Source organism: Lutibacter sp., from assembly GCF_030692605.1.
Taxonomy (GTDB): Bacteria; Bacteroidota; Bacteroidia; order Flavobacteriales; family Flavobacteriaceae; genus Lutibacter.
In genome coordinates this window covers 20,366-45,871 of the sequence record NZ_JAUYUD010000027.1, presented here as the reverse complement: position 1 = coordinate 45,871, position 25,506 = coordinate 20,366, and the positions used below count along the sequence as shown (strand labels likewise).

The window sequence follows — 25,506 nt, the reverse complement described above, 5'->3', positions numbered from 1 at the left end:
ATAAAAACATTAATTTTCAATCTTAAAATTTGATTTTGGCTAATTTTTTTTCAATGGAATTTGATTATGTTATTATAGGTAGTGGTTTTGGAGGCTCAGTTGGCGCATTGCGATTGTCTGAAAAAGGATATAAAGTATTGGTTATTGAAAAAGGGAAATGGTTTAAGGCAGAAGATTTTCCAAAAAATAATACTGAAGTAAAAAAATGGATTTGGGAACCAAAACTTAAAATGAAAGGGTTTTTTAAAATGACCTTTTTAAATCATGTGACGGCTTTGTCCGGAGTGGGTGTAGGTGGAGGTAGCCTAACCTACGCCAATACGTTACCGGTACCAAAGAAGGAGTTTTTTAATAGTGGAAGTTGGGGAAAATTGAATAATTGGGAACAGATTTTAGCACCTTTTTACGCCTCAGCATATTCAATGTTAGGAGCGTCTGTCAATCCAATTTTATTTGAAGCTGATAAAGCATTGCAAAATATAGCAAAAGAAATTGGTATAGAAAATCAGTTCGAAGCAACCAAAGTAGCGGTATATTTTGGTGAGCCAGGAGTTAAGGTAAAAGATCCTTATTTTAGTGGAAAAGGACCAGACAGATCGGGTTGTACTTTTTGTGGTGCTTGTATGACAGGTTGCAGATTTAACTCAAAAAACACCTTAGATAAAAACTATTTACATTTAGCCCAGCAACTTGGAGCACAAATTAGCGCAGAAAAAGAAGTTTTTGATGTTATTCCTATTGATAATTTAAATGGTGAGGATGGTTATACAATTCATTATAAATCTAGTTTTAATAAAAGGGAGAAGTATACAGTAACAACAAAAGCTATTATTTTTGCTGGTGGTGTTTTAGGAACAGTTCCTTTATTATTAAAACTAAAACAAAAATCTCTTCCAAAGCTATCAGAAATGGTTGGTTGTAATGTTCGAACAAATAACGAATCGTTATTAGGTGTTACTTCTATTAATAAAAATGCTACAAACTACAATAAAGGAATTGCCATTGGTTCTATTTTACACGCCGATAAAAATAGCCATTTAGAGGTGGTACGTTACGGAGATGATTCACATTTTTTTAGATTATTAACGGTGCCATTTGTGTATTCAAAATATGCATTATTCAGATTTTTTGGAATTTTTGGATTATTTTTTGTGAAACCTATTATGCTTTTCAAAACTATTTTTGCTAAAAATTATGCTAAACGATCTACGATATTATTGTTTATGCAGACTTTAGATAGCACATTACGACTTAAATTAGGGACAATAACCAAGCTTAAATCGGTAAAAGAACAGGGTAAAGCACCGACTGCTTTTATTAAGGAAGCTCAAGAATTGGCTAAAAAATTCGCAAAACAAGTGAATGGAATTCCATACGCTAATTTTACCGATGTTTTGTTTGGAATACCAACAACCGCGCATATTTTAGGAGGCGCAGTAATGGCAGAAGATAATTCAAAAGGGGTAATTGACAAAAATTGTAACGTTTTTGGCTATAAAAATATGATGGTTTGTGATGGAAGTATTATTTCTGCTAATCCTGGAGTAAATCCGTCATTGACAATAACAGCAATTACTGAATATGCAATGAGTAACATCCCAATAAAAAACACTAAAATTTAACGTTTACTTAATGGAAAAACAAGACTTTATATTAATAGAAGGCTATAAACATATAAGATATATTCAAAAAAAATTTGATGAAAATGAAATGATTAAAAGAGCATCTGATTTTTTCAATTATAATAACCAAAGAAGATCTATTCGCGATTTTTCTGATAAACCTGTTCCTTTTGAAATTATTGAAAATATCATTAAAACAGCATCTACAGCACCTTCAGGTGCTAATAAGCAACCTTGGACGTTTTGTGTTGTAAAAAGCCCAGAAATTAAAAAGAAAATCAGAATAGCTGCTGAAGTAGAAGAACAAAAAAGTTATGAAGAAAGAATGAGTGATGAATGGTTAGACGATTTAAAACATTTGGGCACAGATGCCAATAAACCTTTTTTGGAAAAGGCTCCTTATTTAATTATTGTTTTTAAAAGACCTTATGAAGTTGATGGTAATGGTGAAAAATGTCAAAATTATTATGTAAATGAATCGGTTGGTTTAGCTTGCGGTTTCTTGATTTCTGCCATTCATAATGCAGGTTTAGTTACATTAACACATACTCCAAGTCCAATGCGTTTTTTAGAAAAAATATTAAACAGACCATCAAATGAACGTGCTTTTTTAGTGTTACCTGTTGGGTATGAGGCAGAAAAAACGTATGTGCCTGATATTGAGCGAAAAGCTCTAAATGACGTTATGGAATTATATTAAAAAAGGCAGCTTAAAACTGCCTTTTTTAATAAACTAATGTTTTATTTCGACTTCTTTTTTTAGAATTGGTTTTTCAACTGTTTCTTTATTTTTCACATAGGTTTCTAACCACTGATCTTGTTCCCAAAGCATATGTAACACAGATTCTTCAGCGCTATACCCATGACTTTCTTTTGGAAGCATTACTAAACGAACTGGTGCTCCAAGTCCTTTTAATGCATTGAAATATCTTTCGCTTTGCAAAGGATAAGTACCTGAATTATTATCTGCCTCACCATGTACGAGCAATAATGGAGTTTTCATAGTATGTGCGTGCATAAACGGCGACATAGTATTATAAACTTCTGGAGCTTCCCAATAATTACGTTCTTCACTTTGAAATCCAAAAGGTGTCAGTGTTCTATTATAAGCACCGCTTCTTGCAATACCTGCAGCAAATAAATTAGAGTGTGCAATAAATTAGCGGTCATAAATGCACCATATGAATGTCCGCCAACAGCAACTTTAGTTCGGTCTATGTACCCTAAATTATCAACGACGTCAATTGCTGCCTTTGCATTTGAGACTAATTGTTTAATAAAAGTATCATTAGGTTGATCATTACCTTCACCTACAATTGGGAAAGAGGCATCATCTAGTACTACGTAGCCACGAGTTACCCAATAGATAGGCGATCCATAATTTGGATAGGTAAATTCATTAGAATTTGAAGTGCTTTGACCGGCGCTACTTTTATCTTTAAATTCACGTGGATATGCCCACATTATCATTGGATATTTTTTTCCTTTTATATAATTTGTTGGTAGGTACAAGGTTCCAGATAATTCTAAACCATCCTCTCTGTTGTACTTGATAACTTCTTTGTAAACATTTTGAATACTTTTATAAGGATTTTCAAATTTTGTTAAAGGAACTAAACCAGTTTGTTTTTTAATATTTCGAATGTAATAATTTGGGTATTCATTTTTAGATTCAATTCTTACAATTAATTCTCCCTTTTTCATGTCTAAAGCTGAGGAAAGATCTTCAATTTTATTGGTTAAGTTAGATTGGTAAAGCCGGGTAGTTTTTAAAGTTTTAAGGTTTATTTCGTCAACAAAAGGGAATTTCCCCTTTTCACTAAACCCGTCACCAATTAAATAAGCATTTTCATTAACTAAGTCTAGCGTGTAACGTCCATATTCATTTCTTTTAGTTACAAACCTGCCAGGATCACTGTAAGTATCTTGATAATTTCTGTCTGAAATAATAATTGGTTTTATGTTATTATTTGAAGGATTAAAAATATAGGATTTAGTGTTTCTTGTATTCCACCAACGATCATTGGCTATTGCTATTTCATTAGTACCCCATTCAATTCCAGCAAAACGACCTATTGTTTTTAATAAAGACGTTGCATTTCCATTAAAAGGAGCGTTTAGTTCAAATATTTCATCTCTATGTGTAACGTCGTTTTCAGGATTACCCTCATCCAATGCCTCACACCAAATTATCGTAGCAGGTTTATCATCTCTCCACGATAGGTTTCTCATTCCTTTTCTTACAGCCATAAAACCTTGTGGTAAATCTTCAATTAAAGGTACTTCAAGAATGGTACTTATAAGTTTTCCATTAGTGTCAAAAATGGTTGTTTTTGAAGGAAATCTATCATAAGGTACTAAATATGAAAATGGTTTTTCAACAGTTGTAATCATTATGTAATTTCCATCTGGTGAAAACGATAACTCATCGTACATTGCATTTCCTTTCCAAATGGTTTTTTGACCTTCGAGTGTAATTTTATATATTTCAGAAAGCGTTAATTGTTCAAAATTATGCTTATCGGATACGTTTTTTAATAAATCTTGATAGGTTCTGTTTTGAGCTTTTACCCCTTTTTCACTTACAGAAATTGTGGGTCCAGTAGGAACAGCTGTTTTAGTGTTGATAAGTAATTTTTTATCCTTTGAAATTAGTTTAACTAATAAAGCATTATTGTCTTTAAACCAAGAAAAAGGTTGTCCAGTATTTGCGTTAACATTTGCTTCTGTTATTTTTTTTACCGATTTATGTTCAATATCTATAATCCATAATTCAACTCCAGTACTTATTGTATTGGTAAAAGCCATCATTTTTTGATTGGGAGACCATGAGAAGTTTGAAAATCGACCGTTTAATGGCAATCCTATTGGAGCTTCGTCCTTATTATTTCTACCAACACGAACTTTTATGGAAGTGTAATAACGTTCTCTACTGCTAATATTGGTTATTGGATTAATGCGAAGGCCACCTAAACGCATTTCTGTTTCAGAAAGTTCTTCAATACTTTTAAAATTAGAACGGTACAAAAACACAAAGTTCTCACCTTTATTGTCCATTCTCATTAATGGAGCCAAAGGAGCGTTAACTAGTTCGAGAATTTCTTTTGGAGGTTTTTGATAGGTTAAGTTTTCTTGAGAGTGTATAAACGAACCAAAAAAATAACGATTAGAAATAGAATATTTTTCATTTACAACGAATTAAGTGAATAGAATTAAGGTACTAAAATAAGAAACAAAAATGTTTTTTTAACCAAAATAGGGTTAAAATAATTTTATAAGGAAGAATAATTATTTGTTTAACTAATTGAAACGTAAAAATAGTTTTTACTATTAATTTTTTTATTCTCAACAATGTTTTTCAAAGAAAAAAAACTAAAAATTTGATGCAAAGCTGGGTTAAAATTAATAATTTGAACTAGTTAATTTGTAAATCACGTTTTTATCCATTGATTTAGAAAATTGAAAATTTAACTTCTGCATTAATTTTATGGAAGGTTCGTTTTTAGTATGTGTAAATCCTGTAATGCTTTTCAATTTTAATTCTTCTAACCCATAATTTAAAACTTGTTCTAAGGCTTCAGTCATATATCCATTTTTTTGATAATTGGGGTGTAATTCAAAGCCAATTTCAGCAGAGGTTAAATCGGGATTAAAACACCATAAACATATAGTTCCAATTAATTTATTGGTTTCTTTTAAAATAAGTGCCCAATAAATAAATTCATTATTAGAAATTCCATCACTTATTTTTTTTATAAATGCAGTGGTTTCTTCCTCGGATTTATCACATTCTTTATCTACAAATTGTACAATTTCAGGATGAGATCTAAGCAAATATAATTCGTTTAAATAATTGTTGCTTAAATTTTTTAACAATAATCTGTCACTTTTTAAAAATGGGAAAGGGTTAAAATTCAATGTTTTTGGCATTTTTTTAATATTAAGAAAAAAAATAGTAACTTTTGGTGCATTTTAAACTGATAATCAATATTTTACAATCTATGTAATAAAAGTTACAATTTATGTTCGAATTATGGAATCAATAAAAATATAGTTGTAAAAATATGAAGTTTTTAGTATGTTTGATTTTAAATGGTAAAAATAAATAAATATGTATAATTCTAAAATTACAGGTTTGGGTTACTATGTGCCAGACAATATAGTAACAAATGCTGATTTGACTAAAATGATGGATACCTCTGATGAGTGGATTCAAGAAAGAACTGGTATTCAAGAGAGAAGATGGATTGTTGAAGGAAGTGAAGACACTTCTTCTGTTATGGGTGCTAAAGCTTCTCGAATTGCAATTGAAAGAGCTGGATTAACAAAAGATGATATTGATTTTATAATTTTTGCAACACTTAGTCCTGATTATTATTTTCCTGGTGGTGGGGTGCAATTGCAAGAAATGTTAGATTTAAAAACTGTTGGTGCATTAGATGTTAGAAATCAATGCTCAGGGTTTGTTTATTCACTTTCTGTAGCGGACCAATTTATTAAAACAGGAATGTATAAAAACATATTGGTAGTTGGGGCTGAATTTCATTCAGGAGGTTTAGATAAAACAGATAGAGGTAGAGGTGTTACCGTGATTTTTGGTGATGGAGCAGGTGCAGCTATTTTATCGAGATGTGAAGATAATAACAAAGGAATATTATCGTCTCACCTTTTTTCAGAAGGAAAACATGCCCAAGAATTAACAGTAATTTCACCAAGTATTAAACATTGGGTTCCTGCTATATTAGCTGCAAATGATGAAAGTGATGAATCTTATTTTCCATATATGAATGGAACGTTTGTTTTTAAACATGCGGTTGTTCGTTTTTCTGAAGCTATTGTTGCAGGATTGCAAGCAAATAGTTTGCAAGCATCAGATATTAATATGCTAATTCCACATCAAGCAAATTTAAGAATTTCGCAATTTGTGCAGAAAAAATTTGGTTTACGCGATGATCAGGTTTATAACAACATTATGAAATATGGAAATACCACAGCCGCTTCTATAATTATTGCCCTTTCTGAAGCATGGGAAAAGGGAAAAATAAAAGATAATGATATTGTTGTTTTGGCAGCATTTGGTAGTGGATTTACTTGGGGAAGTGTTATTATTAGATGGTAAATTAAGTTAAAAACATAAAATCGAAAGCCTCTAAAATGCAAGTTTAGAGGCTTTATTAAAAAGATTATTAAGTAACTAATTCAAATAATTATAATATTCTTTTATTATTTAAGGTTTTTTTTGTTATTAATTTACGTTGTAAAATTATTATTTTAAGTTTTTTAACTTGTTAATAATTGGTTAATTAAATGTAAAAGATTTCATAATTTTTTTATATAAATCCACTAGGTTCTTCAATTTCATTATTGTCTCTATTTTTTCTTCTTTTTGTTTTATTTTAGTTTAAGCTAGTAATACTATTTTTTAAGTTAAATAAATCTTATTTGAAGTGAATTTGAATACCGTCTTTTTTCATTCCAACCTATCCGTTTTGTTGCGTTTAATAATTCATATGTAGATTGAATAGTTTTAATTTTTGTAGTGTTTATTGATTTCATAATTTGTTGTTTTATATTTTGATATGGCAAACTTATAATTTAACACGTATTTGGAAAATATATTAAAATACAGAAAAAAATTTCTTATCACTAATAATAGACTTTACATTTATAATTATGTTACCATATTTAACTTTTTTTATTTAATTTTAACAAATGATTAAGAAAACGTTAGTTATAGGAGCCTCAACAAAACCCAACAGATACGCATATGTTGCACTTCAACGTCTTGTTGAAAAAAAAGAAGATATTAGAGCTATTGGGAAAAAAGAAGGAATTGTTAAAGGTGTGAAAATTCACACCGAAAAAAGAATGTTTAAAAATGTAGATACGGTTAATTTGTACTTAAATAAAACCAACCAAGAGGAGTTTTATGATTATATTTTAAAACTAAAACCAAGGAGGGTTATTTTTAATCCTGGTACTGAAAATGAAGAATTCGAAAAAATTCTCTCTTCAAACAATATTGCTTTTGAAAGATCTTGTACGTTGGTATTGTTGAGTATTGGGCAATATTAATTTTACTTTCTGTTATCTTTCCAAAGAAATATTTTTTCAATTAGCCCATTAAAATTGGGATAATTTCCACCGACCAATTCTGTTAACCCACCATCGCACGAATTGAGTAATAATTTATATCATTCATGCATTTTTGGTCATTTGCCAGAGTTGACATGTATAAATTATAAAGAAATTTTTCGAATAATAGTTTTAATGCAAATTAATATAGGTGTATAATCCGTACATCACAATCAATATAGTGATAATGATTATATTGATGACGTACACTAAACTACTTTTGAAAGCGGAAACCATATGAGATTCACCATAAAAACGACGGTGTGCGGGAAAAAAATAAAACAACATCCAAAGAATACCAGTGGCTCTAATAATAAGATGCACCCAGCCTAAAACTGCCCAGTCAGATAATGCAAAAAGTTTGTCGATGAAAAAGAGTAGCAAAATCACCATCAACAGGAATGAAAAGAAATGCAATGTAAATATACCATGATCATAAAAATGCCATCTTTTTTTATTGTGAAAAACCCATAAAAGTAGAGCAAAAATGGGCATATATATGAATAATACTTTAGGTAGATTACGTTCAAATGACTGGCTGAATTTTTCGATAATTTCTTCGTTGGTATTTTCTTCTTTTACGGAAAGCCATTTTTTAAGAAACCAGTATTCCGTTTTGCCTAATTTTTCTTTTTTATTACTATTTTTTTGTACCCAATCCAATTGTTTGGTGCCATTATAGCCAAAATCTGTGATTTTATCTGGATCAATGTTTGTTTTCTTCAATATTTTTTTAGGGTATCGTTGTTTTTTTGAGAAATTAAGCCCATTTTGGCAAGGCCATCAACACTTTTCTCTTCAATATGCAATGAGTCTAATGTTGGGGCTACATTTTCTATCTTTTTTTTAATAGGTGTAGTGCTGGTTTTGTTATTTTCAGAAGGGAATAGTGATATGAGAAAAAAGGTAATAAAACTTGTAAAAATATACAGTCGCATAGGTGGTAAAAAAGACAATCGCTGTCCCGATGTGTAGGCTTTGGATACTGCGGCAGGCTTGAAGAGCAAATAAGTAATAGTTCTCCAAAAAGAATTGTCATAATGGGTTAAGTCTTCAAAGAAATGAATAAATAAATGATAAAAACTTTTATGAATCACGCTGTTTTCCTGCCCACAATTAGGGCAATAGCGTTTTTCAACCATATGATTGCAGTTTAGGCAGTTGGTTTCCGATCGTAATTTTTCTTTTGACATAAGTTTTTTTAATTTATTCAAAAAGTAATGAATGTTTCTAAAATTTATTTAACTACCAATTTCTATTGTTTTAGATAAATTTAAGGTTACTTAATTTATAAATTTTAAAAGTGTAAATTTCGTAACTTAAATATATGAAGGTGTTACATAACTATTAAAAAAAGTTACATCATTCACACGTATAGGGATTTTTATCTTCGATTTTAAATAAATTAGTATCACAGAATACAACATTTTACTTGCGATATCTGCGAACAAACTCGCACAAGATAGAATCCAGTTAAAAGGTTTAAAAAGTGCCTTTTTATACTGTATCTTACTTTTTATTTATTTGATGAGAATAGGGGGGAATTAACGATAGCATCATCGTATCAGCAAATTTACCTTACAATTTAAAATTTGTGAACCCACAAATTAATTTGACTTTGTATATGTGCTTGAAAATGTTAAAATATTTATCTTTATTAATTCAACTTATTTAATATCCAGCTGCTTGTCCGTCTTTTCGAGATTCGGAAGCACCATAATATACTTTATTTATAGCATCCCACATAATGGCTTGATATCCACCATAGCTACCTAATTCATAGCCAACTTTATGTCCTTTTTGTAATAAAGCCCTAATGGTTTCATAATCAAAACCAGATTCAAGTACAATTTCACCACCATCGGTCATTTTTTCATCAGTTGGTTCTGAGGAGCCGTTGTGTTGCATACGTGGGGCATCGCCCGCTTCTTGTAAATTCATTCCAAAATCGACCAAGTTTATTACAATTTGGGCGTGACCTTGTGGTTGCATGGCACCACCCATTAGCCCGAAACTAATATATGGGTTACCATCTTTTGTGATAAATCCTGGAATGATGGTATGAAATGGACGCTTTTTTGGTTCATAAACATTAAAATGACCTTCTTTTAATGAAAACATTTCACCTCTATCTTGTAGCATAAATCCTAATTTTGGAGGAACCATACCAGAACCCATACCTCTATAATTACTTTGTATTAATGAAACCATATTTCCAAATTTATCTGCAACGGTCATATAAATAGTATTTCCTTGTTCTAATTCTCCAGCATCATAAGTACGTGCCGCTCTATTCGGATTTATAAGTTCTCTTCGTTTATTTGCATATTCCTTTGAAATAAGCTGCTTAACTGGTAATTTATTAAAAACAGGATCAGCATAGTATTTTGCTCTATCTTCAAATGCCAATTTTTTAGCTTCAGTGAAAAAATGAATATAATCTGCACTACCAAATCCCATTTCTTTTACATTATAACCTTCCATAATATTTAAAATTTGTAGCACAGCAGTTCCTTGTCCGTTTGGAGGTAATTGCCAAATATCATACCCTCTGTAATTGGTTGTAATTGGGTCAATCCATTCTGAGGTATGGTTGGCTAAATCTTTTTCAGATAAAAAACCACCTTGAGATTGTATAAAATTGGCTATTGTTTTTGCAACTTCTCCTTTATAAAATGCATTTCTTCCATTTTTTGCAATTTTTTCATAGGTAGAAGCTAGGTAAGGGTTTTTAAATACCATTCCTTTTTCTAAAGGCTGATTATTTGGCATATAAGTATCTGCAAAATTTGGAAATTCTTTAAATCTTCGAGAGGTTCCAGACAAATAATACCCAATTAATTCGGTTACTGGAAATCCTTCTTTGGCATATTTAATAGCTGGAGCTAAAATTTCATCCATTTTTTTTGTTCCAAACTTGGAATGCATTTCAAACCAACCATCTACACAACCAGGAACCGAAACAGGCAATGGTCCATAAGCTGGAATACTTGTCATTTTTTTATCCTTAAAATACTGTAATGTCAAATTTTCAGGGCTTCTTCCGCTAGCATTAAGTCCGTATAATTTTTTGTCTTTTGCACTCCAAATTATAGCAAATAAATCGCCTCCAATACCAGAACCTGTTGGCTCCATTAATCCCAAAGCAGCATTTGCAGCAATTGCAGCATCAATGGCATTACCGCCATTTTTTAAAATATCAATTCCAATTTGTGTTGCCAAAGGATGGCTAGTTGCAACCATTCCATTTTGAGCAATAACCTCAGAACGAGTTGCAAAATTTCGACCGTTAATTCTATCTTGTGAATATAAAAAAGAAGAATAAAAAACTAAAACGATGCTTAAAAGTTGAATTGATTTATGGTGAATGTTCATGGTAAATGTTTTTAGGTAACAAACATTAAAGATAATTATTTTAAAGATCTTATCAAAAAAAGTGATTTTCAATTTCATAAATTTAATCTTTATATATTTTTTTGCAACTTTGAAAATTAATTAATTTTTAATGAAAGATGGAAACCAAATTAGTTTAACTAATAATAACGAAGAACAGTTATTGTTGAAGGCTAAAATTAAATTACTGCAACATGAATTGGAGGAAATTGAGCAAAAAACCAAAGATTTTGAAAATACATTGCGTTATCACCTAACAAATGAAATCATTGAAGTACAGGAACTTACAGTACTGTACAAAAAACTAAAACTAGCAAAAAAAGAAAAACGATTATCCCAAAAACAGAAAGGGAAAAATTATAAGGAAACGGTTGGTTTAAAAGTGATTCCTACTAAAAGAGGTAGCTTAAATTCTATTGACAATCAAAAAAAATTAAAACAACTATACAGAGAAGCAATGCTTCAAGTACATCCTGATAAATTTTTGATGAATGACCTGAAAGTCGATTTGGCTACAGAAGTTACAACGAAACTCATTGAAATTTATCAAACTGGAAATTTAGAAGAACTTCAATTGTTTCATACTCATATATTTAGCGGAAACGCATTAATGCAATCAATTGATTCTATTGAAAATAAAGTAAAGGACACTTTTTTACAAAAGGAAATTGAACTACTTAATAAAAATATAGAATTAGCCAAAATAAGACACACTTATAAAGTTTTATTAGAATATCCAAATCCTTTAAGTTTTATTGACGAGTTAAAAGAATTCTATAACGATCGAATTGTTAAACTGAAAAAACGCACTAGAAAAGCAGTTTAATATTATATGAAGTTACGCTCTGTTTGAAGAATTTCTTTAACTGCAAGGTCGTAATTTCTAATGTTTTTGGCCTTTTTAATTTTCTTTAATGCTTTTTGAGAATTTGAAAAAAGTATAGAAAAGTACTCCCATAAATGATACATTTTCAATAGTATATGAGTTGATCCTGAAAGTGATTCGCTATATTGTTGATAAAGCGTATCGTGAAATTTTTGAAATAATTCAATTTTATTGGATGGATACTCTAATGTATTATTTTTTATCATACTTGGTAAAAAAGGATCGGCAATTATACCTCGACCAATCATCCAATGGTCTATTGTTGGAAAACGTTCTTGCATTTCATTAAATTTTGCGACAGAAGTAATATCACCATTGTAATATAATTTATGATTTGTATTTTCTATACAGCATTGAAAAGCATCTAAATCTACATTTCCTTTATAAAGTTGTTTTCCTAATCGCGCATGTATTGCTATATTTTTTAGTGGATATTTATTTAAAATTGGTAAAGCACAAATAATTTCATTACTATTTTCATAACCCAAACGCATTTTTATAGAAACAATTATATCAGATTCTGAATGTACTTTATTAAGAATGTTATCTATTTTATCGGGGTGATTTATGAGTCCTGATCCCATACCACATTTTGTAACCATTGGGTATGGGCAGCCTAAATTCCAATTTAATTCATTATACCCAAGTTGTTGAACATATTTAGAAACAAATAAAAACTCGTCAGCATCATTGGTAATAATTTGTGGAATCAATTCTAAGTCAACATTATTTTTTGGAATAAGATCTCGGTTATATGATGGTTTAATTTCCAGTTTTCCGTTTAATCTAATATAAGGTGCATAAAAAGTATCAATCCCCCCAAATTGTTCATTAAAAGCATTCCGAAACCGAAAGTCGGTAAATCCTTGAAGTGGTGAAGAAAGTAATTTGTAAGTCATATGAGTAAAGTTGTGCACTAAGATAATACTTTCGGTTTACGAAATTTGAATTACGTTTTCAGATTTTTTAATTTTACTCTTTACTCTTTACTCTTTACCCTTTACTCTTTACTCTTTACTCTTTACCCTTTATCTTTTCTATCTCCAACTCATAATCATATTGTAAATCTTCATGTAAAAGCAATATCTTTTTTTTGATGGATTCTATTTCTCTGATAAATAGATTTTTAAGCACATTATTATTATTTATGGAAGGTTTAAAATCTTTTAATTTTATACAAAAATAGAGGAGGAGTTCTACTTCAGTTTCTTTGTTTTTTGAATAACGAATAGTCGTTTTAACCATTCGTAAAATTTTACGAACACTCTTTTTAATAAAATAATACGTTTTTGTATTTATAAGTTCAAACTGTGTATCAATTTCTAATTTTATGCTGCTGATATAGCCTTCTTCATTGGAGGATTCAAACAAAAGATAGGTAAGTAATTCCTTATTTTCCTTTTTAAATTTCGACAAACGTAAACAAAGTTCCACCAATTCTTTTTGGGAATAATGCGACAATTCTGTTTTTATTTCTTTTACGGTGACCGCTTTCATTTAACCAATTTAGGCAAAAGAACGAATTAATTTTAATTTGTTGCTAAGTATTTAGTTTGTTTTCCTTTTTCATTCATCGACAATAAGTTACAGCTCATCGACACTTAATTAAGACTTATCGAATAATTTCATAAAAATAATGCATTCTTATGATCTTTGATGATTATTTTTAATCACTAACATTAAAAATATATGAAATAATTTTAAAAAAACTACTAATGAAAAAAAGCCTAAACATTTTGCTTGTTGAAGATGACATGATAGAAATCATGAAATTTAACAGAACAATTTCAAAATTGGCGTGTCCCCACAACATTGTTGAAGCTAAAAACGGGGAAGAAGCTTTGAATATTTTATATAAAAATGAGTCATTGCCAGATATTATTTTGTTGGACTTAAATATGCCAAAAATAAATGGCCTCGAATTTTTAACCATCATAAGAAAGAATAACGATTTAAAATATATTCCAACCATTATTTTAACTTCATCAAATGACCATAAAGATGTATCAGATTGTCACCAACTTGGTATTGCGGGTTATTTGGTAAAACCTTTAAAATTCACCGATTATTCTGAATCAATAAAAAGAGTATTGGATTACTGGTGTTATAATGAGTTTGTAACAGCTTAATAATAGTGTAATGTATCAAAAAAAACAGTTGCTTCAAAAATTGAAAAACCAAAATGAGCAGTTAAATGACTATGCGCATTTGGTTTCGCACGACTTAAAATCATCTTTAAGAAGCCTTTCGGCATTGTTAACTTGGGTGAAGGAGGATTGCAGTGAAAAAATTGGTGAAGAAAGTGTTGGCAATTTAAACCTTATGGAGGAGAAAATTGAAAAGATGGATAAATTTTTAGAAGACATTATAAATTACTCGGAGATTGGGGTAACTGGCCTAAAAACCAGTACCATAGATCTGAATAAAAAGGTGGATAAAATTTTAGACAGCATTGATATCCCCAAAAATATTAAAGTGGTTGTAAAGGATAAATTGCCTGTTTTAAAGGCTGATGCAAGAAGATTGAGACAAGTTTTTCAGAATTTAATAAGCAATGCTGTTAACTTCAATGATAAAGAAGAAGGCTTGGTTGAGGTTGCTGTTAATGAAGTTGAAGATTTTTACGTTTTTTCAATTAAAGACAATGGTAGTGGAATTCCACTAGAATACCATGAAAAAATATTTGAAATATTTACAACGCTTGGGTATCATGAAAAATCTACGGGTATAGGTCTTCCCATGGCAAAAAGAATTATTGAACTCTACGGAGGGAAAATTTGGCTGGAAAGTGAAGTTTTAAAAGGAACCACATTTTATTTTACGTTGCCGAAAAATAAGGCGAATGAAGCCTAAAAGATTGTACTTTAATGAATCAAAAAAGGGTATCTTTACAGTTGTAAATCACCTAAAACATACTCCCATGAAGTGTATTATTATTGATGATGAAGAGATTGCAAGAGTAATACTTGAAAAATTAATTTCAAACAATAAAAACCTAGATCTGGTTAACAGTTTTAACAACCCTATTGAAGCGCTTAAATATTTAAACCAAAACAGTGTTGATCTCCTTTTTTTAGATATTCACATGCCAGCTTTTACTGGTTTTGATTTATTGCAAACTTTAAAAAATCCGCCTAAAGTTATTTTAATCAGTTCTCACGCAAATTTTGCCTTAGAGGCTTTTGAATACAATAGTGTGGTGGATTTTTTGGAAAAACCAATCAACCAAATTCGCTTTGACAAGGCCGTTGACAAGGCTAAGTTGTTTTTCAATTCAAAAATAGAGATTAAAGATTTGCCGGTAATTCCGGCCAACGAAGATTCTAAAAGTGATTTGTATGTCAATATTTATAAACGTCTGGTGAAAATTAGTTATGACAGCATCAATTTAATTGAAGCAAAAGGCGATTATATTTTGATTAAAACCGACAAGGAAAATTACACGGTGCATTCAACCCTAAAAAAAATAGAAGACAAATTACCGGATGCCGTGTTTTTGAAAGTGCACAGGTCTTTTATCATCAACATAAAAAAGATTGTTGATATAGAAGACAGCAGCGTGTTAATTGGAAAAAATGTTGTTCCCGTCAGCAGGTCCAGCAAACCCGAATTAATGAAACGTCTTAATTTGCTGTAAATTATATAGCTTATAAACCTTGTTTTACTCATAAAATAAATTTTTAAAAAATGAAAAAATCCCTACTATTTCTTTTCTTATTTTTAAGTTTTCAGTTCTCAAATGCCAACATCGTTATTTTAAATGGCTTAACGCATGTGCACCAAACAGCTTCCGGACAATTAATTACCGGGGTTATCAGTATAAAAAATAACGGTAAAACGGAGGAGCGTGTCATTATTTATTTTAACGATTTAACACAAGAATGCGGCAAAGAAACTGTTTTAACGGCTGATGTCACCCACAAAAATTCAATCAAAAATTGGTTGTCAACTAATGTAAATGAGCACGTTTTTCAGGCAAATGAAGAATATGAACTTATTTACACCATCAATGTGCCCAATGATGTTGAGTTTGACGGTTCCTATTGGGGCGTTTTAATGGTTGAGATTGAAAAACCAATTAAAGAAGATGAACTTGAATTTGGCGTAAAGCTGGAATCAAAAGTTAGATACGGAATTCAAATTATTGCCGACATTAATGAAAGAACGCCTTCTGAACTCGAATTTTATGACATCAAAATTGAGGAAAAAGACGGGAATAAACTCATTAATGTTGACATTAAAAATTTAGGGACATTTTATGTGGAACCTACTTTAATACTTGAAGTTTTTAATGTCAACGGTGAACAACAAAAAAAGGTGGAAGTTAAATTTAAAAAGGTGTATCCTAATTCCTGTAAAGCATTTGCGCTTGATATTTCTGGCTTGCCAAAAGGCGCTTACACGGCTGTATTGGTTGCCGATTACGGCAAAAACATTTATTCCATCGATTTAGAGTTTGAAAATAAATAATGGTATAAATATAAAATGACACTAAAAATCACTGTTTTTTTTCAGTTTTAATTTGAGAAATATCCCAAAAATAGCACCAATAACTTCTTTTTTTCTTTTTTTATTGATAGTTATGTCAATGTCTGAAGTAAAAGCGCAAACTAATGCTGTTGAAATTTCAACAAAAAATATTCCTGAAAATTTAGTTCCCGGAAAAAATTACACCATTGTATTCGAAATTTCAAATAAAACCGACAATCCACTAAATTTAAATTGTGAATTTGAGGTTTCCAATCAGTTTTATTTGACAAATAACAATAAAAAGGTGGTTGTTGAGGCAAATAATAAAAAAATTGTGCTATTTACCTTTGGCGTTAACAACCATAACCCAGCCGGCAATTATAAATCGTTGCTAAAAATTACCGATAATATAAACAATAGGCCAGTGGCTACCCAGGAAGTATTCCTTAACGTGCCTAAATTATACAATTTGGCTGTTGAAGTTATAATGGCACCTGAATATTTGAGGCTTGAAAAAGAATTTTATTGTGAATATTTGGTGACAAATAACGGAAACAGCGAAGAAAAAATCACTTTTGAATCGAGCAACGCGCTTAAAATTGTGCCCGCAAATGCTTTGTTGAAACCGGATTCTTCCATGGTTGTCGCCGTTTTTCAGCAAGTACAGGGAAACGTTAGCAGCAAAACAATGGTTTTAAATAACTTAAAAGCCTATATTGTTTCAAAAGACTTGGCGTTTTCCAATAGGGTGGCGGTAACGCTTTATCCAAATAACACAAAAAAACCCGATTTGTACCATCGGTTTCCAATCACTTTTTCAACCATTTTTAATTCTTTAAAAGGATTAGATACCTTAAATGTTTTTAAATTTAAAGTGAGCGGTCAAGGTTTTTTGGATAGGGGAAATGAGCATTATTTAAATTTTGAATATTCTGGTCCAAGTCAAAGTGATATTGTGAGGTTTGGGGAATTTGAAAGGTACAGCGTGCTTTACAAAAATAAAAAAATGGAAGCGCTTTTAGGGCATGTAAATTTTTCACTTTCAAATATTACGGAAACATCGCGTTATGGAACAGGCGGTATTGTAAGCTATGATTTTGGGAAAACAACGGCTTCGTTATTTTATGTGCAACCAAAATTCACAAAACAAATATCCGATTCCTATGGCGGTAAAATTTCGCAAGATTTATCCGATAAAGCGTATGTTGAAGCGGGATTTATAAACAGAACCCTTTTTGAAGACAACGAAGAATTTAATTCCCAAATTTTTAATATCGCTTCTTTTTATGCCATTGACCGATTTAAAATTAACGGGGAAGTGGCGTATGAAAGCAATTATAAAACAAACGGACTTGCCTATTCTTTAGCCGCATATTTAAATTTGAAGAAACTGGATTTGATTAATTCTGTTCAATATTCAGATAAAGACTATAAAGGTTATATAAGAAACAGCAAACAATTGTTGTCATTGGCAAATTACCGGTTTAACCATAAAATCGATATGCAGATTGGCGTGGATTATCGCGCTATAAATCCAGTTAAAGACACCATTAATTACAGCGCTTCGCCAATAATCACCAAATATGAGGCGTATTTCAATTATAATGTGAACAGAAACAATACTATTAGAGTAGGTGGTTATTTCAGAAACAAGGAAGATCAGTTAAGTTTACAGTCTTACAATTTTGAAGAAAAATTGGCAACGCTTTCATTTTATAGCAGAATGCCTTTTAAATACAATTTAAGTTGGCAAAACCGGGTTGGAAAAACCACCAATTTCTTGGCGGAAAGCACCGTTCCCCAAAACACGTTTTTCAGTTCTTTAAGTATTTCGGGAAATGTTTTTAAAGATTTAATTTTGGGCTTAAATGGTGATTACCAGCAAAGCAACAAGCAATCCGCAGAAAATGAAATTGTTAAAACATTTTATTATGGCGGAAATTTAATTTACAATTTAAAATCGTACCTAAATCTGAATGTATTTTATAAAAAAAATTACGATTTTGATGAATTGGATGATGCCCAAAATTATTTACAGGCGCAATTAAATTACAACTATCAGAAAAAACACTTGTTAAGTGTTGCCGTTTCGCAAACGAGTTTGCCGGTTTTTCCCATAAAAAAGGAACTTTTAATTACGGCATCTTATAGTTTGGTAATGAACGTGCCAGTTTCAAAAAATAAAACGGTGGGCTCTTTAATTGGCAAAATAATTTCTGCCGAAAAAACAAATTTAGAAGGCATCCTTGTTTTGTTGGACGACCATATTGCAATAACCAATGAAAAAGGAGTGTTCCACTTTTATAATTTAAAGCCCAAAACCTATCGTTTGTACGTCAAACAATCGAGTTTGCCAAAAAATAAAATTATTATTATGCAACAGCCTATTGATATAGACATTTTGCCTAATAAAGAAACGGAAGTGTTTCTTGAAATGGGAAACACAGGCGCTTTATTTGGGCAAATTATTTTTGAAGAAACAACATTGATGCAATCTTCACAATATATAAAAAAAATGCCTAACTTAATCGTGAAAATAACCAAGGGAGATAAAACCTATTACACGAAAACCGACAAGGACGGCAAGTTTTGGTTTAAAGAGCTTTCACCCGGAGAATGGAACGTTGAACTGATTGTTAAGAATTTATTGAACGACTTTACCTTTAGCGAAACGCAAAAAACAGCGGTTATTATATCTAATGAAGAATTTAAGGCCGTTTTTAAAGCCAGCAATAAAAATAGAGAGATTAAAAAAAGCGATAAAATATTTAAGTTATGATACAAACACAACAAATTTTGACGCACACAGGAATGGTTAATCCGTATCGGCAGGCTGGCAGCATCTGTTACCGCTAATAAAATAAAAATTAAACAGATGAAACGAGCAAGACAAATTTTGACACACAAAGGAATGATTAATGGCGAACCTGCCAGCCGGCAGGCAGGCAGCAATCTGTTACCGCTAAAAAATAAAATTTAAACAGATGAAACGAGCAAGACAAATTTTGACACACAAAGGAATGATTAATGGCGAACAGCATCTGTTACCGCTAAAAAATAAAAATTAAACAGATGAAACAACTAATTTACATCATTTGCGGTTTCTGCGTAATTTCAAATTACGCCCAAAATACAGGGAGTATTAACGCAACATTTAACCTGTCTCAAGTGGCAATGTTGGATTTAGAACCAAACTACACAACGGTAACGCTAAATTTAGCGGCATCTACTGAAGCTGGTGAAAAGGCTGTAGTTGTGATGGCGAATAACAAAAAATGGATTAATTTTTCTTCAGCTGTTACAAGCACGGCGGCCCCCAGAAGCATTTTAATTAAAATTGATGACGGGCAAGTGCCTCCGGGAATTTACTTAAAACTGAGCACGTCAAATTATATGGGTATTGGTAAAGGCGTGTTAGGTTCACCTTCAGGAATTTTAACTTTAAATAGCACGCCACAAACAATTATCTCTAACATAAGGGGCGCATTTACAGGTGACGGCATCAATAACGGATATGAACTTACCTATTATTTGGAAATTTACGATTACAAATTATTGGATTTCAACCAGGCAGCAGCATTGTCCATTAGTTTAACCTTAACCGATTTATAATGAAAAGATTAATCTTCATCGCTTTTTTGGCTATAGGCAACATGCTGTTTAGTCAAAATATTAATATTTCTGTCACCGGCAATTGGACAAGAACCATTGCTGCATCAGACATCAGTGAAGCAGGGAATGATTACCCAGCCGCTTATGTCAGCAACCTCAATCAAACTTTAATGACAATAAGCCCAAATAATAATAATAAATTGATTAACGTTTTAGTCAGCAGAGATAATATTGCTTGGCACAATAATTTGAATCTTAAAGTTAAGCGCACCGCAAACGGCACCAATGGGAATACCAACATAAGTGGCGGTTTAATTTTTCAGACAATTACAAGCGTTGATGCTAACTTTTTCACCTGCACAGGTACCCATAATTTTGTACCTTTACAATATGAAATTTCGGGTATTAGCGTTGTGTTGCCGGTGCAAAATTATTCAACTACAATTACATACACAGTGATTCACTAATAATGAGGTTATAATTGGTAAAAGAGATAGAACTTAAAAAAACAAAATAATTAAACTCAAGCGCAATGCCCGTAAAAATACTTTTTATTGAAGAAACTGAAATAAAGCAAGAAGCCTTAAAATTGTGCCTAAACCATAATACAGGAATTCAGTATGAAATAATGGCCGATTTTAATGGGCTGGATGCTGCTTTAAATGCGAACACTTACACACATTTGGTATCTCAATCCGTTATTAAAAATGAATCGGTTTTGGCATTTGGCAATTTAATTCAACTTCCTTTGTTGATTGTGAATGATGCCGAATTGGATTTGTCGGAAACTTCTTATCCAAGCGTAAAATCACCTTTAAGTTATTCGGCATTATTTGATTTTTTATGGCGAAGCACACCCATTTCTTACACGGCCATTGAAGAATATGCAATGGATGATGAAGAATTTTTTGAGCAAATAAAATCATTAATGATTACCGAGTTCAAACTTAATTTGGAAGAAATTCCGGCATTGATTGAATCCAACAATTTATTGGAGTTAAAAAGCAGGGCGCACCAAATGAGCAGCAAATTTACGATGCTGGATTTGCCGCTTTCCGCACGCTTGTGCAAAGAAGTTTATGTCCATATTTTAAATGATGCCGAAAAGCAAAAAGAGAATATGAAATGTATATTAGTGGATGTGGAAATTGTTTTGACGCATCTAAAGTAAACCGAAAATTTTATTTCATTTTTTTGTATTGCTAAATTTTTCACCGCGCTTTTTATCAAAACGTTGGGTCTTTTGAAATTAATTACATTTTTTTAGAAAATTCCCCTCCTTTTACTGTTGCAAAGTTTCTGCAAGTGTATAGAAATATATTTTGAATAGATTTCTGCACCATTTTTCCATTAAAATTAAAAGTTCCGAATACAAACTTGTTTTTTTTCAATCTCTCGTAAATTTTTCAAAATAAAACGGTAACTTTAAATGAAAAGAGGCGGTTATATGCCCTTTTTGCTATTTTTCAACGCCTCAAAAATGATGTTTAAAAATATAAATGGCATATAAATTATAATGAATAGCATATTTTTTACAACAAATGGTAAAATAATTCATTTATTTAATTGCTTAATGACTTTTTGTTTGTATCTTTAGAATAAATCTAAATAGAGCAATTGATTTTTTTAGTTAAACAAACATAAAAACCGATAAACTTATTATTTCTTAAGCCAAAAAAATGACCACAACCTACAAAAATATAGCCATGTTCTTATTTTTATTAGTGTTTGGCAATTTAGGCGCCCAAGAGCGTCATGGCAGCCATAAAATAAACATAACAATACCGGAAGTTGCCTTAATCAATGTTTATTCAAACTCAGCCATTTCATTGGGAAACAATTCTGTTGTTGAAGCCGGAAATGCCTTAAATATGGAAGAAACAAACAACAGCGTTTGGATCAACTACTCTTCCATTGTTGGCTCACAAACACAACCAAGCCGCGATATTAGCATTCGTATAGCTGAAGGCACCATTCCTAATGGCGTGAAGCTTTATGTTAAAGTAGAGAAAGATATGGGCGCCGGAGCCGGTAAAATGGGGAGACCTATCAGCACATCACAGGAGCTTACGGCTAATCCGCTTACCATTATTACCGATATAGGAAGCGCTTATACAGGCGTAGGCACACATAAAGGAAACAATGTACATTTTACCTTAAAACTTAGCGATGAGCCAAACGCTTATGCAAAGTTAGATTTCAACCAAAGCAATACCTTGGTGATTAACTACACATTATCCGACAACTAATTTATTTTTTTCCCAATAAAAAAACACCTTTCCCAAAGCCATTTTTCAGGATGGTGCTTTTTTGAATTCATTTTTTGGGCAATTGGCTAAAATTTTATGTTTAATATGTTTTGGGCCTGCCTGCCTTTTCGGTGGGCGTTCCCCGCCAGCTGGCGGGTCAGGCTATCGCTACTCGCTTCCCGTAAAAACGGGAGAGCTCAAACAGGCCACTCTATCCTTAACCATCTTGAATTAATAATGAAGAATGAATAATTAATTAAAAATTGACAATTCATCACTTGAGCTAACTTCCAATGTCCAATATTCAATAGCTAACTTCTAATAGCTAATAGCTAATATCTAACTACTAATATCTACTATCATATTCAACATCATTGTTGTTCGGTTAAATTTCACAAAACAAGCAGGTCGCCCCGATGGGGCTTTAAACCTGACTTTTCAAAATATTCTACAAACATTTCGCTCCTACGGAGCTGTTTTAGTCCCATCGGGACGTCCTGTTTCTAGTAAATAGATTTTCATTGAAAACAAGCCCCATCGGGGCGACCTGTTTATGATGTCCCATTTACACTGAGATTAATCATTTTTTATGAATTTTTATCAAACAACAATGATTCAACATATAACTTCCCACATTTCACCTTTATTTTCTTCCTGTAAGTTTATTCATCTTAAGAAACCTACCATTCATCGACACTTAACGTTTATCTGCCTGTTTTTCGACTTTTATGCTTAATAGCCGACTTACATTTGTACCATCAAAAAGAAATAATAACAAAAAAATAAATAACAATAACAACAAAAAAACAAACCTCATGAATTTAACAAAATTATTTTTCGCCGCTGTAATCGTTTTATCTGCCAATGCTGCTTTCGCACAAGACACTAAAACAGCCAATCATTTAGTAACCATTACTATTCCTCAAGTAGCCTTATTGGATCTTGAAGTTGCATCAGGTACAACAGATGTTACTTTAGCCGGTACAGCGCCATCAGAAGCTGGTTTGCCAATGACTTTTGGAGCTGCAGCAACTAACTCAGCCATTTGGATGAACTATTCTTCTATTGTTAAAGGTGCATTGTTAAGAAATGTAACTGTTGCCATTACTAATGGTACTGTTCCAACCGGATTAAAATTAACAGTCCTTGCTTCTGCAGCAGCAGGTGGTGCTGGTACTTTGGGAGCGGCTTCAACTGAGCTTATTTTAACAGGTACTGCACAAAATATTGTTACAGCAATTGGAAGTGCTTACACCGAAGACGGAGCAAACAAAGGCCGTAACTTAACTTACCAACTTGGTTATGCAGTTGATGCAGCAGCTAATTATGGAGCTTTAAGATTTGTTGACACAGCTGCGCCATTAACAATTACTTACACACTTACAGATATTTAATCGGTAAATAACAAAATATTAAAAGCCTCCCTTGTAAAAGGGAGGTTTTTTTATGCGATAATGTTTCTGATTTTTGGTGAAAATAAGATGGCTATTTATAGAAAGTGCTCTTATGATTAATTAAGATATCTCAAAAACAGTTCCCTCCAAAGCCAAATGGATATTTTCAAAAACTTCTAGTGCTTCAGTTTTAAATGCTTCAATATTTTTATAGCGACCACTATAATGGCCAATTATTAATTGTTTTACGTTTGCTTGAAGTGCAATTGTTGCAGCTTGTTGTGCAGTTGAGTGTTTTGTTGTTGCGGCAAGCGCTTCTTTATCGTTTAAAAAAGTTGTTTCATGGTAAAGGCAAGAAACATTTTTTATTTGTGGAACAATTTTGGGATAAAAACAAGTATCGCTGCAAAAAGCGTAGCTTAATGGATTTGGAGGATTGCTTGTAAGATCTTCATTTTTAATTACTTTTCCATTTTTTAAAATGAAGTCTTTTCCGTTTTTCAAATTTTGATAATCGCAGCGTTCAATTTCTTCACAATTTAAAATGGCATTCATGTTTAATTTGCGTTCACCCTTTTTTTCTCTAAATAAAAACCCGTTGGTATAAATTCTATGATCTAGCGGAATAGTATATACTTCAACGTTATCATCTTCATAAAGAAGTTCACTTTCTGATGATGTTAATTCGTGGAAAAGTAGTGGATAATGTGTCCAAGAATTTGATAATTTTAATTGAATTGTAATAATTTCTTTTATTCCTTTTGGACCATAAATATGTAATTCACTTTCACGATTTAATATACGAAAAGTTGAAATTAAACCAATTAAACCAAAAATATGATCTCCATGTAAGTGTGAAATAAAAATACGTTTTATTGCAGCAAATTTTACTTTGTATTTTCGTAATTGAACTTGAGTACCTTCACCACAATCAATTAAAAAATAATGATTTTTAATTTCTAATAATTGAGAAGTTGGGTGTGCGTTTACTCTTGGAGTGGCAGAATGGCAGCCTAAAATTGTGAGTTTTAAACTCATTTAATCACTAACCTCTTTGAAATAATCTCGTTTTCAGTTTGTAATGAATAAATATACATCCCATTAGGTAAGTTGTTTCGTTGAAAAATAATTGAATTTGTACCTGATTTTGAATTTATTCTTTCAGAATAAACGGTTTTACCCAATAAATTTTTTACTGAAAATTCAATTAGTTGCGATTTTACAGAGGTAAAATTAATTCTAGATTGAACAGTACATGGATTTGGAGATGCTGATATTTCTGAAATAGTAGTTCTAGAATCGTTACTATTAATTATATCATTACTTCTTTCAATTTGTTGTGCAAACGAAAGATGAATACAAAAAATAAAAGTTATTAAAAGTAATTTTTTCATCAATAAGCAAATATTTTTAAAATCCTAAATCTCTTTCAATAGCATCCATTTCCAATATATCAATGGCTTCTGTAAACGAAGGGACGATATTAATTTCATCAGGAATTTTATCTAAATTAATGTTTTCACATATTATAACAAAACTCTTGCCACTTTTACGGTGCTTAACACTTAAACTCAAAAATAATACAATTTCTTGGATTTCTATGTTAATTTTTTCAGAAAAATCAATAATTAAATGTTGATTAACAAATTCAGGATAAAGAATTTCGAATTCTTCAAAGAATTGAGAAACAGACTTGTGATTAATTTTAAGGTGGGTAAAGACCCTTGTTTTTGTAATATCCATTC

25 protein-coding genes and 1 pseudogene are annotated in these 25,506 nt (G+C 31.3%); 15 read left to right on the top strand and 11 right to left on the bottom strand.

All coding sequences use genetic code 11. The features are described from left to right. Positions 1–53: 53 nt before the first annotated feature. A complete protein-coding gene (locus Q8S45_RS02520) occupies positions 54–1,622 on the top strand; it encodes a GMC oxidoreductase (protein ID WP_305600933.1) in 1,569 nt (522 codons plus the stop codon). 10 nt (positions 1,623–1,632) lie between these two features. Then, the gene (locus Q8S45_RS02515; RefSeq protein WP_305600931.1) at positions 1,633–2,322 is read left to right on the top strand and encodes a nitroreductase family protein; all 690 of its coding nucleotides are present in this window, start codon (positions 1,633–1,635) and stop codon (positions 2,320–2,322) included. Positions 2,323–2,355: 33 nt separating this feature from the next. On the opposite strand, the pseudogene Q8S45_RS02510 reads toward Q8S45_RS02515, so the two are convergent. Both Q8S45_RS02510 and Q8S45_RS02505 read right to left on the bottom strand, forming a co-directional pair. Further along, positions 2,356–4,810, bottom strand: a pseudogene (locus Q8S45_RS02510) (prolyl oligopeptidase family serine peptidase). A 214-nt stretch (positions 4,811–5,024) separates the two neighbouring features. Next, positions 5,025–5,552, bottom strand: a complete 528-nt coding sequence (locus Q8S45_RS02505; RefSeq protein WP_305600929.1) for a GNAT family N-acetyltransferase — start codon at positions 5,550–5,552, stop codon at positions 5,025–5,027. A gap of 181 nt (positions 5,553–5,733) precedes the next feature. Here Q8S45_RS02505 and Q8S45_RS02500 point away from each other — a divergent pair, with 181 nt between their 5' ends. Next, complete coding sequence (locus Q8S45_RS02500) at positions 5,734–6,741, top strand: 3-oxoacyl-ACP synthase III family protein (protein ID WP_305600927.1); 1,008 nt, start codon at positions 5,734–5,736, stop codon at positions 6,739–6,741. 308 nt (positions 6,742–7,049) lie between these two features. Here the strand turns inward: Q8S45_RS02500 and Q8S45_RS02495 are convergent, their stop codons facing one another. Then, positions 7,050–7,178 carry a hypothetical protein gene (locus Q8S45_RS02495; protein WP_305600924.1) on the bottom strand — a complete coding sequence of 43 codons (129 nt, stop codon included), beginning with the start codon at positions 7,176–7,178 and terminating at the stop codon, positions 7,050–7,052. Between the two features lie 156 nt (positions 7,179–7,334). On the opposite strand from Q8S45_RS02495, the gene Q8S45_RS02490 reads away from it, so the two are divergent. Next, positions 7,335–7,697 carry a CoA-binding protein gene (locus tag Q8S45_RS02490; RefSeq protein WP_305600922.1) on the top strand — a complete coding sequence of 121 codons (363 nt, stop codon included), beginning with the start codon at positions 7,335–7,337 and terminating at the stop codon, positions 7,695–7,697. A gap of 192 nt (positions 7,698–7,889) precedes the next feature. Here Q8S45_RS02490 and Q8S45_RS02485 read toward each other — a convergent pair whose 3' ends face one another. The 3 genes from Q8S45_RS02485 to ggt all read right to left on the bottom strand — a co-directional run bounded on the left by Q8S45_RS02485 (position 7,890) and on the right by ggt (position 11,132). Further along, positions 7,890–8,483 (bottom strand): hypothetical protein, encoded by a 594-nt coding sequence (locus Q8S45_RS02485; RefSeq protein ID WP_305600920.1) that lies wholly within the window; start codon positions 8,481–8,483, stop codon positions 7,890–7,892. Further along, positions 8,480–8,950: a DUF3667 domain-containing protein gene (locus Q8S45_RS02480; protein ID WP_305600918.1), complete on the bottom strand. Its 471-nt coding sequence runs from the start codon at positions 8,948–8,950 to the stop codon at positions 8,480–8,482. Before Q8S45_RS02480 ends, Q8S45_RS02485 begins: the two co-directional genes overlap by 4 nt. A gap of 478 nt (positions 8,951–9,428) precedes the next feature. Then, complete coding sequence (ggt, locus tag Q8S45_RS02475; RefSeq protein ID WP_305600916.1) at positions 9,429–11,132, bottom strand: gamma-glutamyltransferase; 1,704 nt, start codon at positions 11,130–11,132, stop codon at positions 9,429–9,431. 130 nt (positions 11,133–11,262) lie between these two features. On the opposite strand from ggt, the gene Q8S45_RS02470 reads away from it, so the two are divergent. Next, complete coding sequence (locus tag Q8S45_RS02470) at positions 11,263–11,976, top strand: hypothetical protein (protein WP_305600915.1); 714 nt, start codon at positions 11,263–11,265, stop codon at positions 11,974–11,976. A gap of 2 nt (positions 11,977–11,978) precedes the next feature. Here Q8S45_RS02470 and Q8S45_RS02465 read toward each other — a convergent pair whose 3' ends face one another. Both Q8S45_RS02465 and Q8S45_RS02460 read right to left on the bottom strand, forming a co-directional pair. Then, the gene (locus Q8S45_RS02465) at positions 11,979–12,935 is read right to left on the bottom strand and encodes a tRNA-dihydrouridine synthase (RefSeq protein WP_305600914.1); all 957 of its coding nucleotides are present in this window, start codon (positions 12,933–12,935) and stop codon (positions 11,979–11,981) included. 115 nt (positions 12,936–13,050) lie between these two features. After that, on the bottom strand, positions 13,051–13,533 hold the full coding sequence (locus tag Q8S45_RS02460; RefSeq protein WP_305600912.1) for a hypothetical protein: 483 nt from the start codon (positions 13,531–13,533) through the stop codon (positions 13,051–13,053). 218 nt (positions 13,534–13,751) lie between these two features. On the opposite strand from Q8S45_RS02460, the gene Q8S45_RS02455 reads away from it, so the two are divergent. The 10 genes from Q8S45_RS02455 (at position 13,752) to Q8S45_RS02410 (ending at position 23,761) form a co-directional block, all read left to right on the top strand. After that, entirely contained in the window at positions 13,752–14,165 is a 414-nt protein-coding gene (locus tag Q8S45_RS02455) for a response regulator (protein WP_305600911.1), read from the top strand. 10 nt (positions 14,166–14,175) lie between these two features. Further along, positions 14,176–14,889 carry an ATP-binding protein gene (locus tag Q8S45_RS02450; RefSeq protein WP_305600909.1) on the top strand — a complete coding sequence of 238 codons (714 nt, stop codon included), beginning with the start codon at positions 14,176–14,178 and terminating at the stop codon, positions 14,887–14,889. A 67-nt stretch (positions 14,890–14,956) separates the two neighbouring features. Beyond that, a complete protein-coding gene (locus Q8S45_RS02445) occupies positions 14,957–15,673 on the top strand; it encodes a LytTR family DNA-binding domain-containing protein (protein ID WP_305600976.1) in 717 nt (238 codons plus the stop codon). A 50-nt stretch (positions 15,674–15,723) separates the two neighbouring features. Continuing rightward, positions 15,724–16,506 (top strand): hypothetical protein, encoded by a 783-nt coding sequence (locus tag Q8S45_RS02440; protein ID WP_305600907.1) that lies wholly within the window; start codon positions 15,724–15,726, stop codon positions 16,504–16,506. Positions 16,507–16,624: 118 nt separating this feature from the next. After that, positions 16,625–19,285, top strand: coding sequence for a hypothetical protein (locus tag Q8S45_RS02435; protein WP_305600905.1), 2,661 nt, complete (start codon positions 16,625–16,627; stop codon positions 19,283–19,285). Between the two features lie 293 nt (positions 19,286–19,578). Continuing rightward, complete coding sequence (locus tag Q8S45_RS02430; RefSeq protein WP_305600903.1) at positions 19,579–20,118, top strand: hypothetical protein; 540 nt, start codon at positions 19,579–19,581, stop codon at positions 20,116–20,118. Next, on the top strand, positions 20,118–20,585 hold the full coding sequence (locus Q8S45_RS02425) for a hypothetical protein (protein WP_305600901.1): 468 nt from the start codon (positions 20,118–20,120) through the stop codon (positions 20,583–20,585). Before Q8S45_RS02430 ends, Q8S45_RS02425 begins: the two co-directional genes overlap by 1 nt. Before the next feature lie 65 nt (positions 20,586–20,650). Beyond that, positions 20,651–21,289: a hypothetical protein gene (locus tag Q8S45_RS02420; RefSeq protein WP_305600899.1), complete on the top strand. Its 639-nt coding sequence runs from the start codon at positions 20,651–20,653 to the stop codon at positions 21,287–21,289. Positions 21,290–21,797: 508 nt separating this feature from the next. Continuing rightward, the gene (locus Q8S45_RS02415; RefSeq protein ID WP_305600897.1) at positions 21,798–22,367 is read left to right on the top strand and encodes a hypothetical protein; all 570 of its coding nucleotides are present in this window, start codon (positions 21,798–21,800) and stop codon (positions 22,365–22,367) included. 815 nt (positions 22,368–23,182) lie between these two features. Beyond that, positions 23,183–23,761, top strand: a complete 579-nt coding sequence (locus tag Q8S45_RS02410) for a hypothetical protein (protein ID WP_305600895.1) — start codon at positions 23,183–23,185, stop codon at positions 23,759–23,761. Between the two features lie 120 nt (positions 23,762–23,881). Here Q8S45_RS02410 and Q8S45_RS02405 read toward each other — a convergent pair whose 3' ends face one another. The 3 genes from Q8S45_RS02405 to Q8S45_RS02395 are packed head-to-tail and all read right to left on the bottom strand — an operon-like array spanning position 23,882 to position 25,504. After that, entirely contained in the window at positions 23,882–24,799 is a 918-nt protein-coding gene (locus tag Q8S45_RS02405) for a ribonuclease Z (protein ID WP_305600894.1), read from the bottom strand. Then, entirely contained in the window at positions 24,796–25,155 is a 360-nt protein-coding gene (locus Q8S45_RS02400; protein ID WP_305600892.1) for a T9SS type A sorting domain-containing protein, read from the bottom strand. Before Q8S45_RS02400 ends, Q8S45_RS02405 begins: the two co-directional genes overlap by 4 nt. 16 nt (positions 25,156–25,171) lie before the next feature. After that, complete coding sequence (locus tag Q8S45_RS02395; protein WP_305600890.1) at positions 25,172–25,504, bottom strand: hypothetical protein; 333 nt, start codon at positions 25,502–25,504, stop codon at positions 25,172–25,174. Between the last annotated feature and the right edge of the window lie 2 nt (positions 25,505–25,506).

Bases quoted from the DNA above. Each gene is read 5' to 3' on its own strand.
- Q8S45_RS02520 (WP_305600933.1), top strand. From the start codon at position 54: ATGGAATTTGATTATGTTATTATAGGTAGTGGTTTTGGAGGCTCAGTT.
- Q8S45_RS02515 (WP_305600931.1), top strand. From the start codon at position 1,633: ATGGAAAAACAAGACTTTATATTAATAGAAGGCTATAAACATATAAGA.
- Q8S45_RS02505 (WP_305600929.1), bottom strand. From the start codon at position 5,552: ATGCCAAAAACATTGAATTTTAACCCTTTCCCATTTTTAAAAAGTGAC.
- Q8S45_RS02500 (WP_305600927.1), top strand. From the start codon at position 5,734: ATGTATAATTCTAAAATTACAGGTTTGGGTTACTATGTGCCAGACAAT.
- Q8S45_RS02495 (WP_305600924.1), bottom strand. From the start codon at position 7,178: ATGAAATCAATAAACACTACAAAAATTAAAACTATTCAATCTACATAT.
- Q8S45_RS02490 (WP_305600922.1), top strand. From the start codon at position 7,335: ATGATTAAGAAAACGTTAGTTATAGGAGCCTCAACAAAACCCAACAGA.
- Q8S45_RS02480 (WP_305600918.1), bottom strand. From the start codon at position 8,950: ATGTCAAAAGAAAAATTACGATCGGAAACCAACTGCCTAAACTGCAAT.
- ggt (WP_305600916.1), bottom strand. From the start codon at position 11,132: ATGAACATTCACCATAAATCAATTCAACTTTTAAGCATCGTTTTAGTT.
- Q8S45_RS02470 (WP_305600915.1), top strand. From the start codon at position 11,263: ATGAAAGATGGAAACCAAATTAGTTTAACTAATAATAACGAAGAACAG.
- Q8S45_RS02465 (WP_305600914.1), bottom strand. From the start codon at position 12,935: ATGACTTACAAATTACTTTCTTCACCACTTCAAGGATTTACCGACTTT.
- Q8S45_RS02460 (WP_305600912.1), bottom strand. From the start codon at position 13,533: ATGAAAGCGGTCACCGTAAAAGAAATAAAAACAGAATTGTCGCATTAT.
- Q8S45_RS02455 (WP_305600911.1), top strand. From the start codon at position 13,752: ATGAAAAAAAGCCTAAACATTTTGCTTGTTGAAGATGACATGATAGAA.
- Q8S45_RS02450 (WP_305600909.1), top strand. From the start codon at position 14,176: ATGTATCAAAAAAAACAGTTGCTTCAAAAATTGAAAAACCAAAATGAG.
- Q8S45_RS02445 (WP_305600976.1), top strand. From the start codon at position 14,957: ATGAAGTGTATTATTATTGATGATGAAGAGATTGCAAGAGTAATACTT.
- Q8S45_RS02440 (WP_305600907.1), top strand. From the start codon at position 15,724: ATGAAAAAATCCCTACTATTTCTTTTCTTATTTTTAAGTTTTCAGTTC.
- Q8S45_RS02435 (WP_305600905.1), top strand. From the start codon at position 16,625: ATGTCTGAAGTAAAAGCGCAAACTAATGCTGTTGAAATTTCAACAAAA.
- Q8S45_RS02430 (WP_305600903.1), top strand. From the start codon at position 19,579: ATGAAACAACTAATTTACATCATTTGCGGTTTCTGCGTAATTTCAAAT.
- Q8S45_RS02425 (WP_305600901.1), top strand. From the start codon at position 20,118: ATGAAAAGATTAATCTTCATCGCTTTTTTGGCTATAGGCAACATGCTG.
- Q8S45_RS02420 (WP_305600899.1), top strand. From the start codon at position 20,651: ATGCCCGTAAAAATACTTTTTATTGAAGAAACTGAAATAAAGCAAGAA.
- Q8S45_RS02415 (WP_305600897.1), top strand. From the start codon at position 21,798: ATGACCACAACCTACAAAAATATAGCCATGTTCTTATTTTTATTAGTG.
- Q8S45_RS02410 (WP_305600895.1), top strand. From the start codon at position 23,183: ATGAATTTAACAAAATTATTTTTCGCCGCTGTAATCGTTTTATCTGCC.
- Q8S45_RS02405 (WP_305600894.1), bottom strand. From the start codon at position 24,799: ATGAGTTTAAAACTCACAATTTTAGGCTGCCATTCTGCCACTCCAAGA.
- Q8S45_RS02400 (WP_305600892.1), bottom strand. From the start codon at position 25,155: ATGAAAAAATTACTTTTAATAACTTTTATTTTTTGTATTCATCTTTCG.
- Q8S45_RS02395 (WP_305600890.1), bottom strand. From the start codon at position 25,504: ATGGATATTACAAAAACAAGGGTCTTTACCCACCTTAAAATTAATCAC.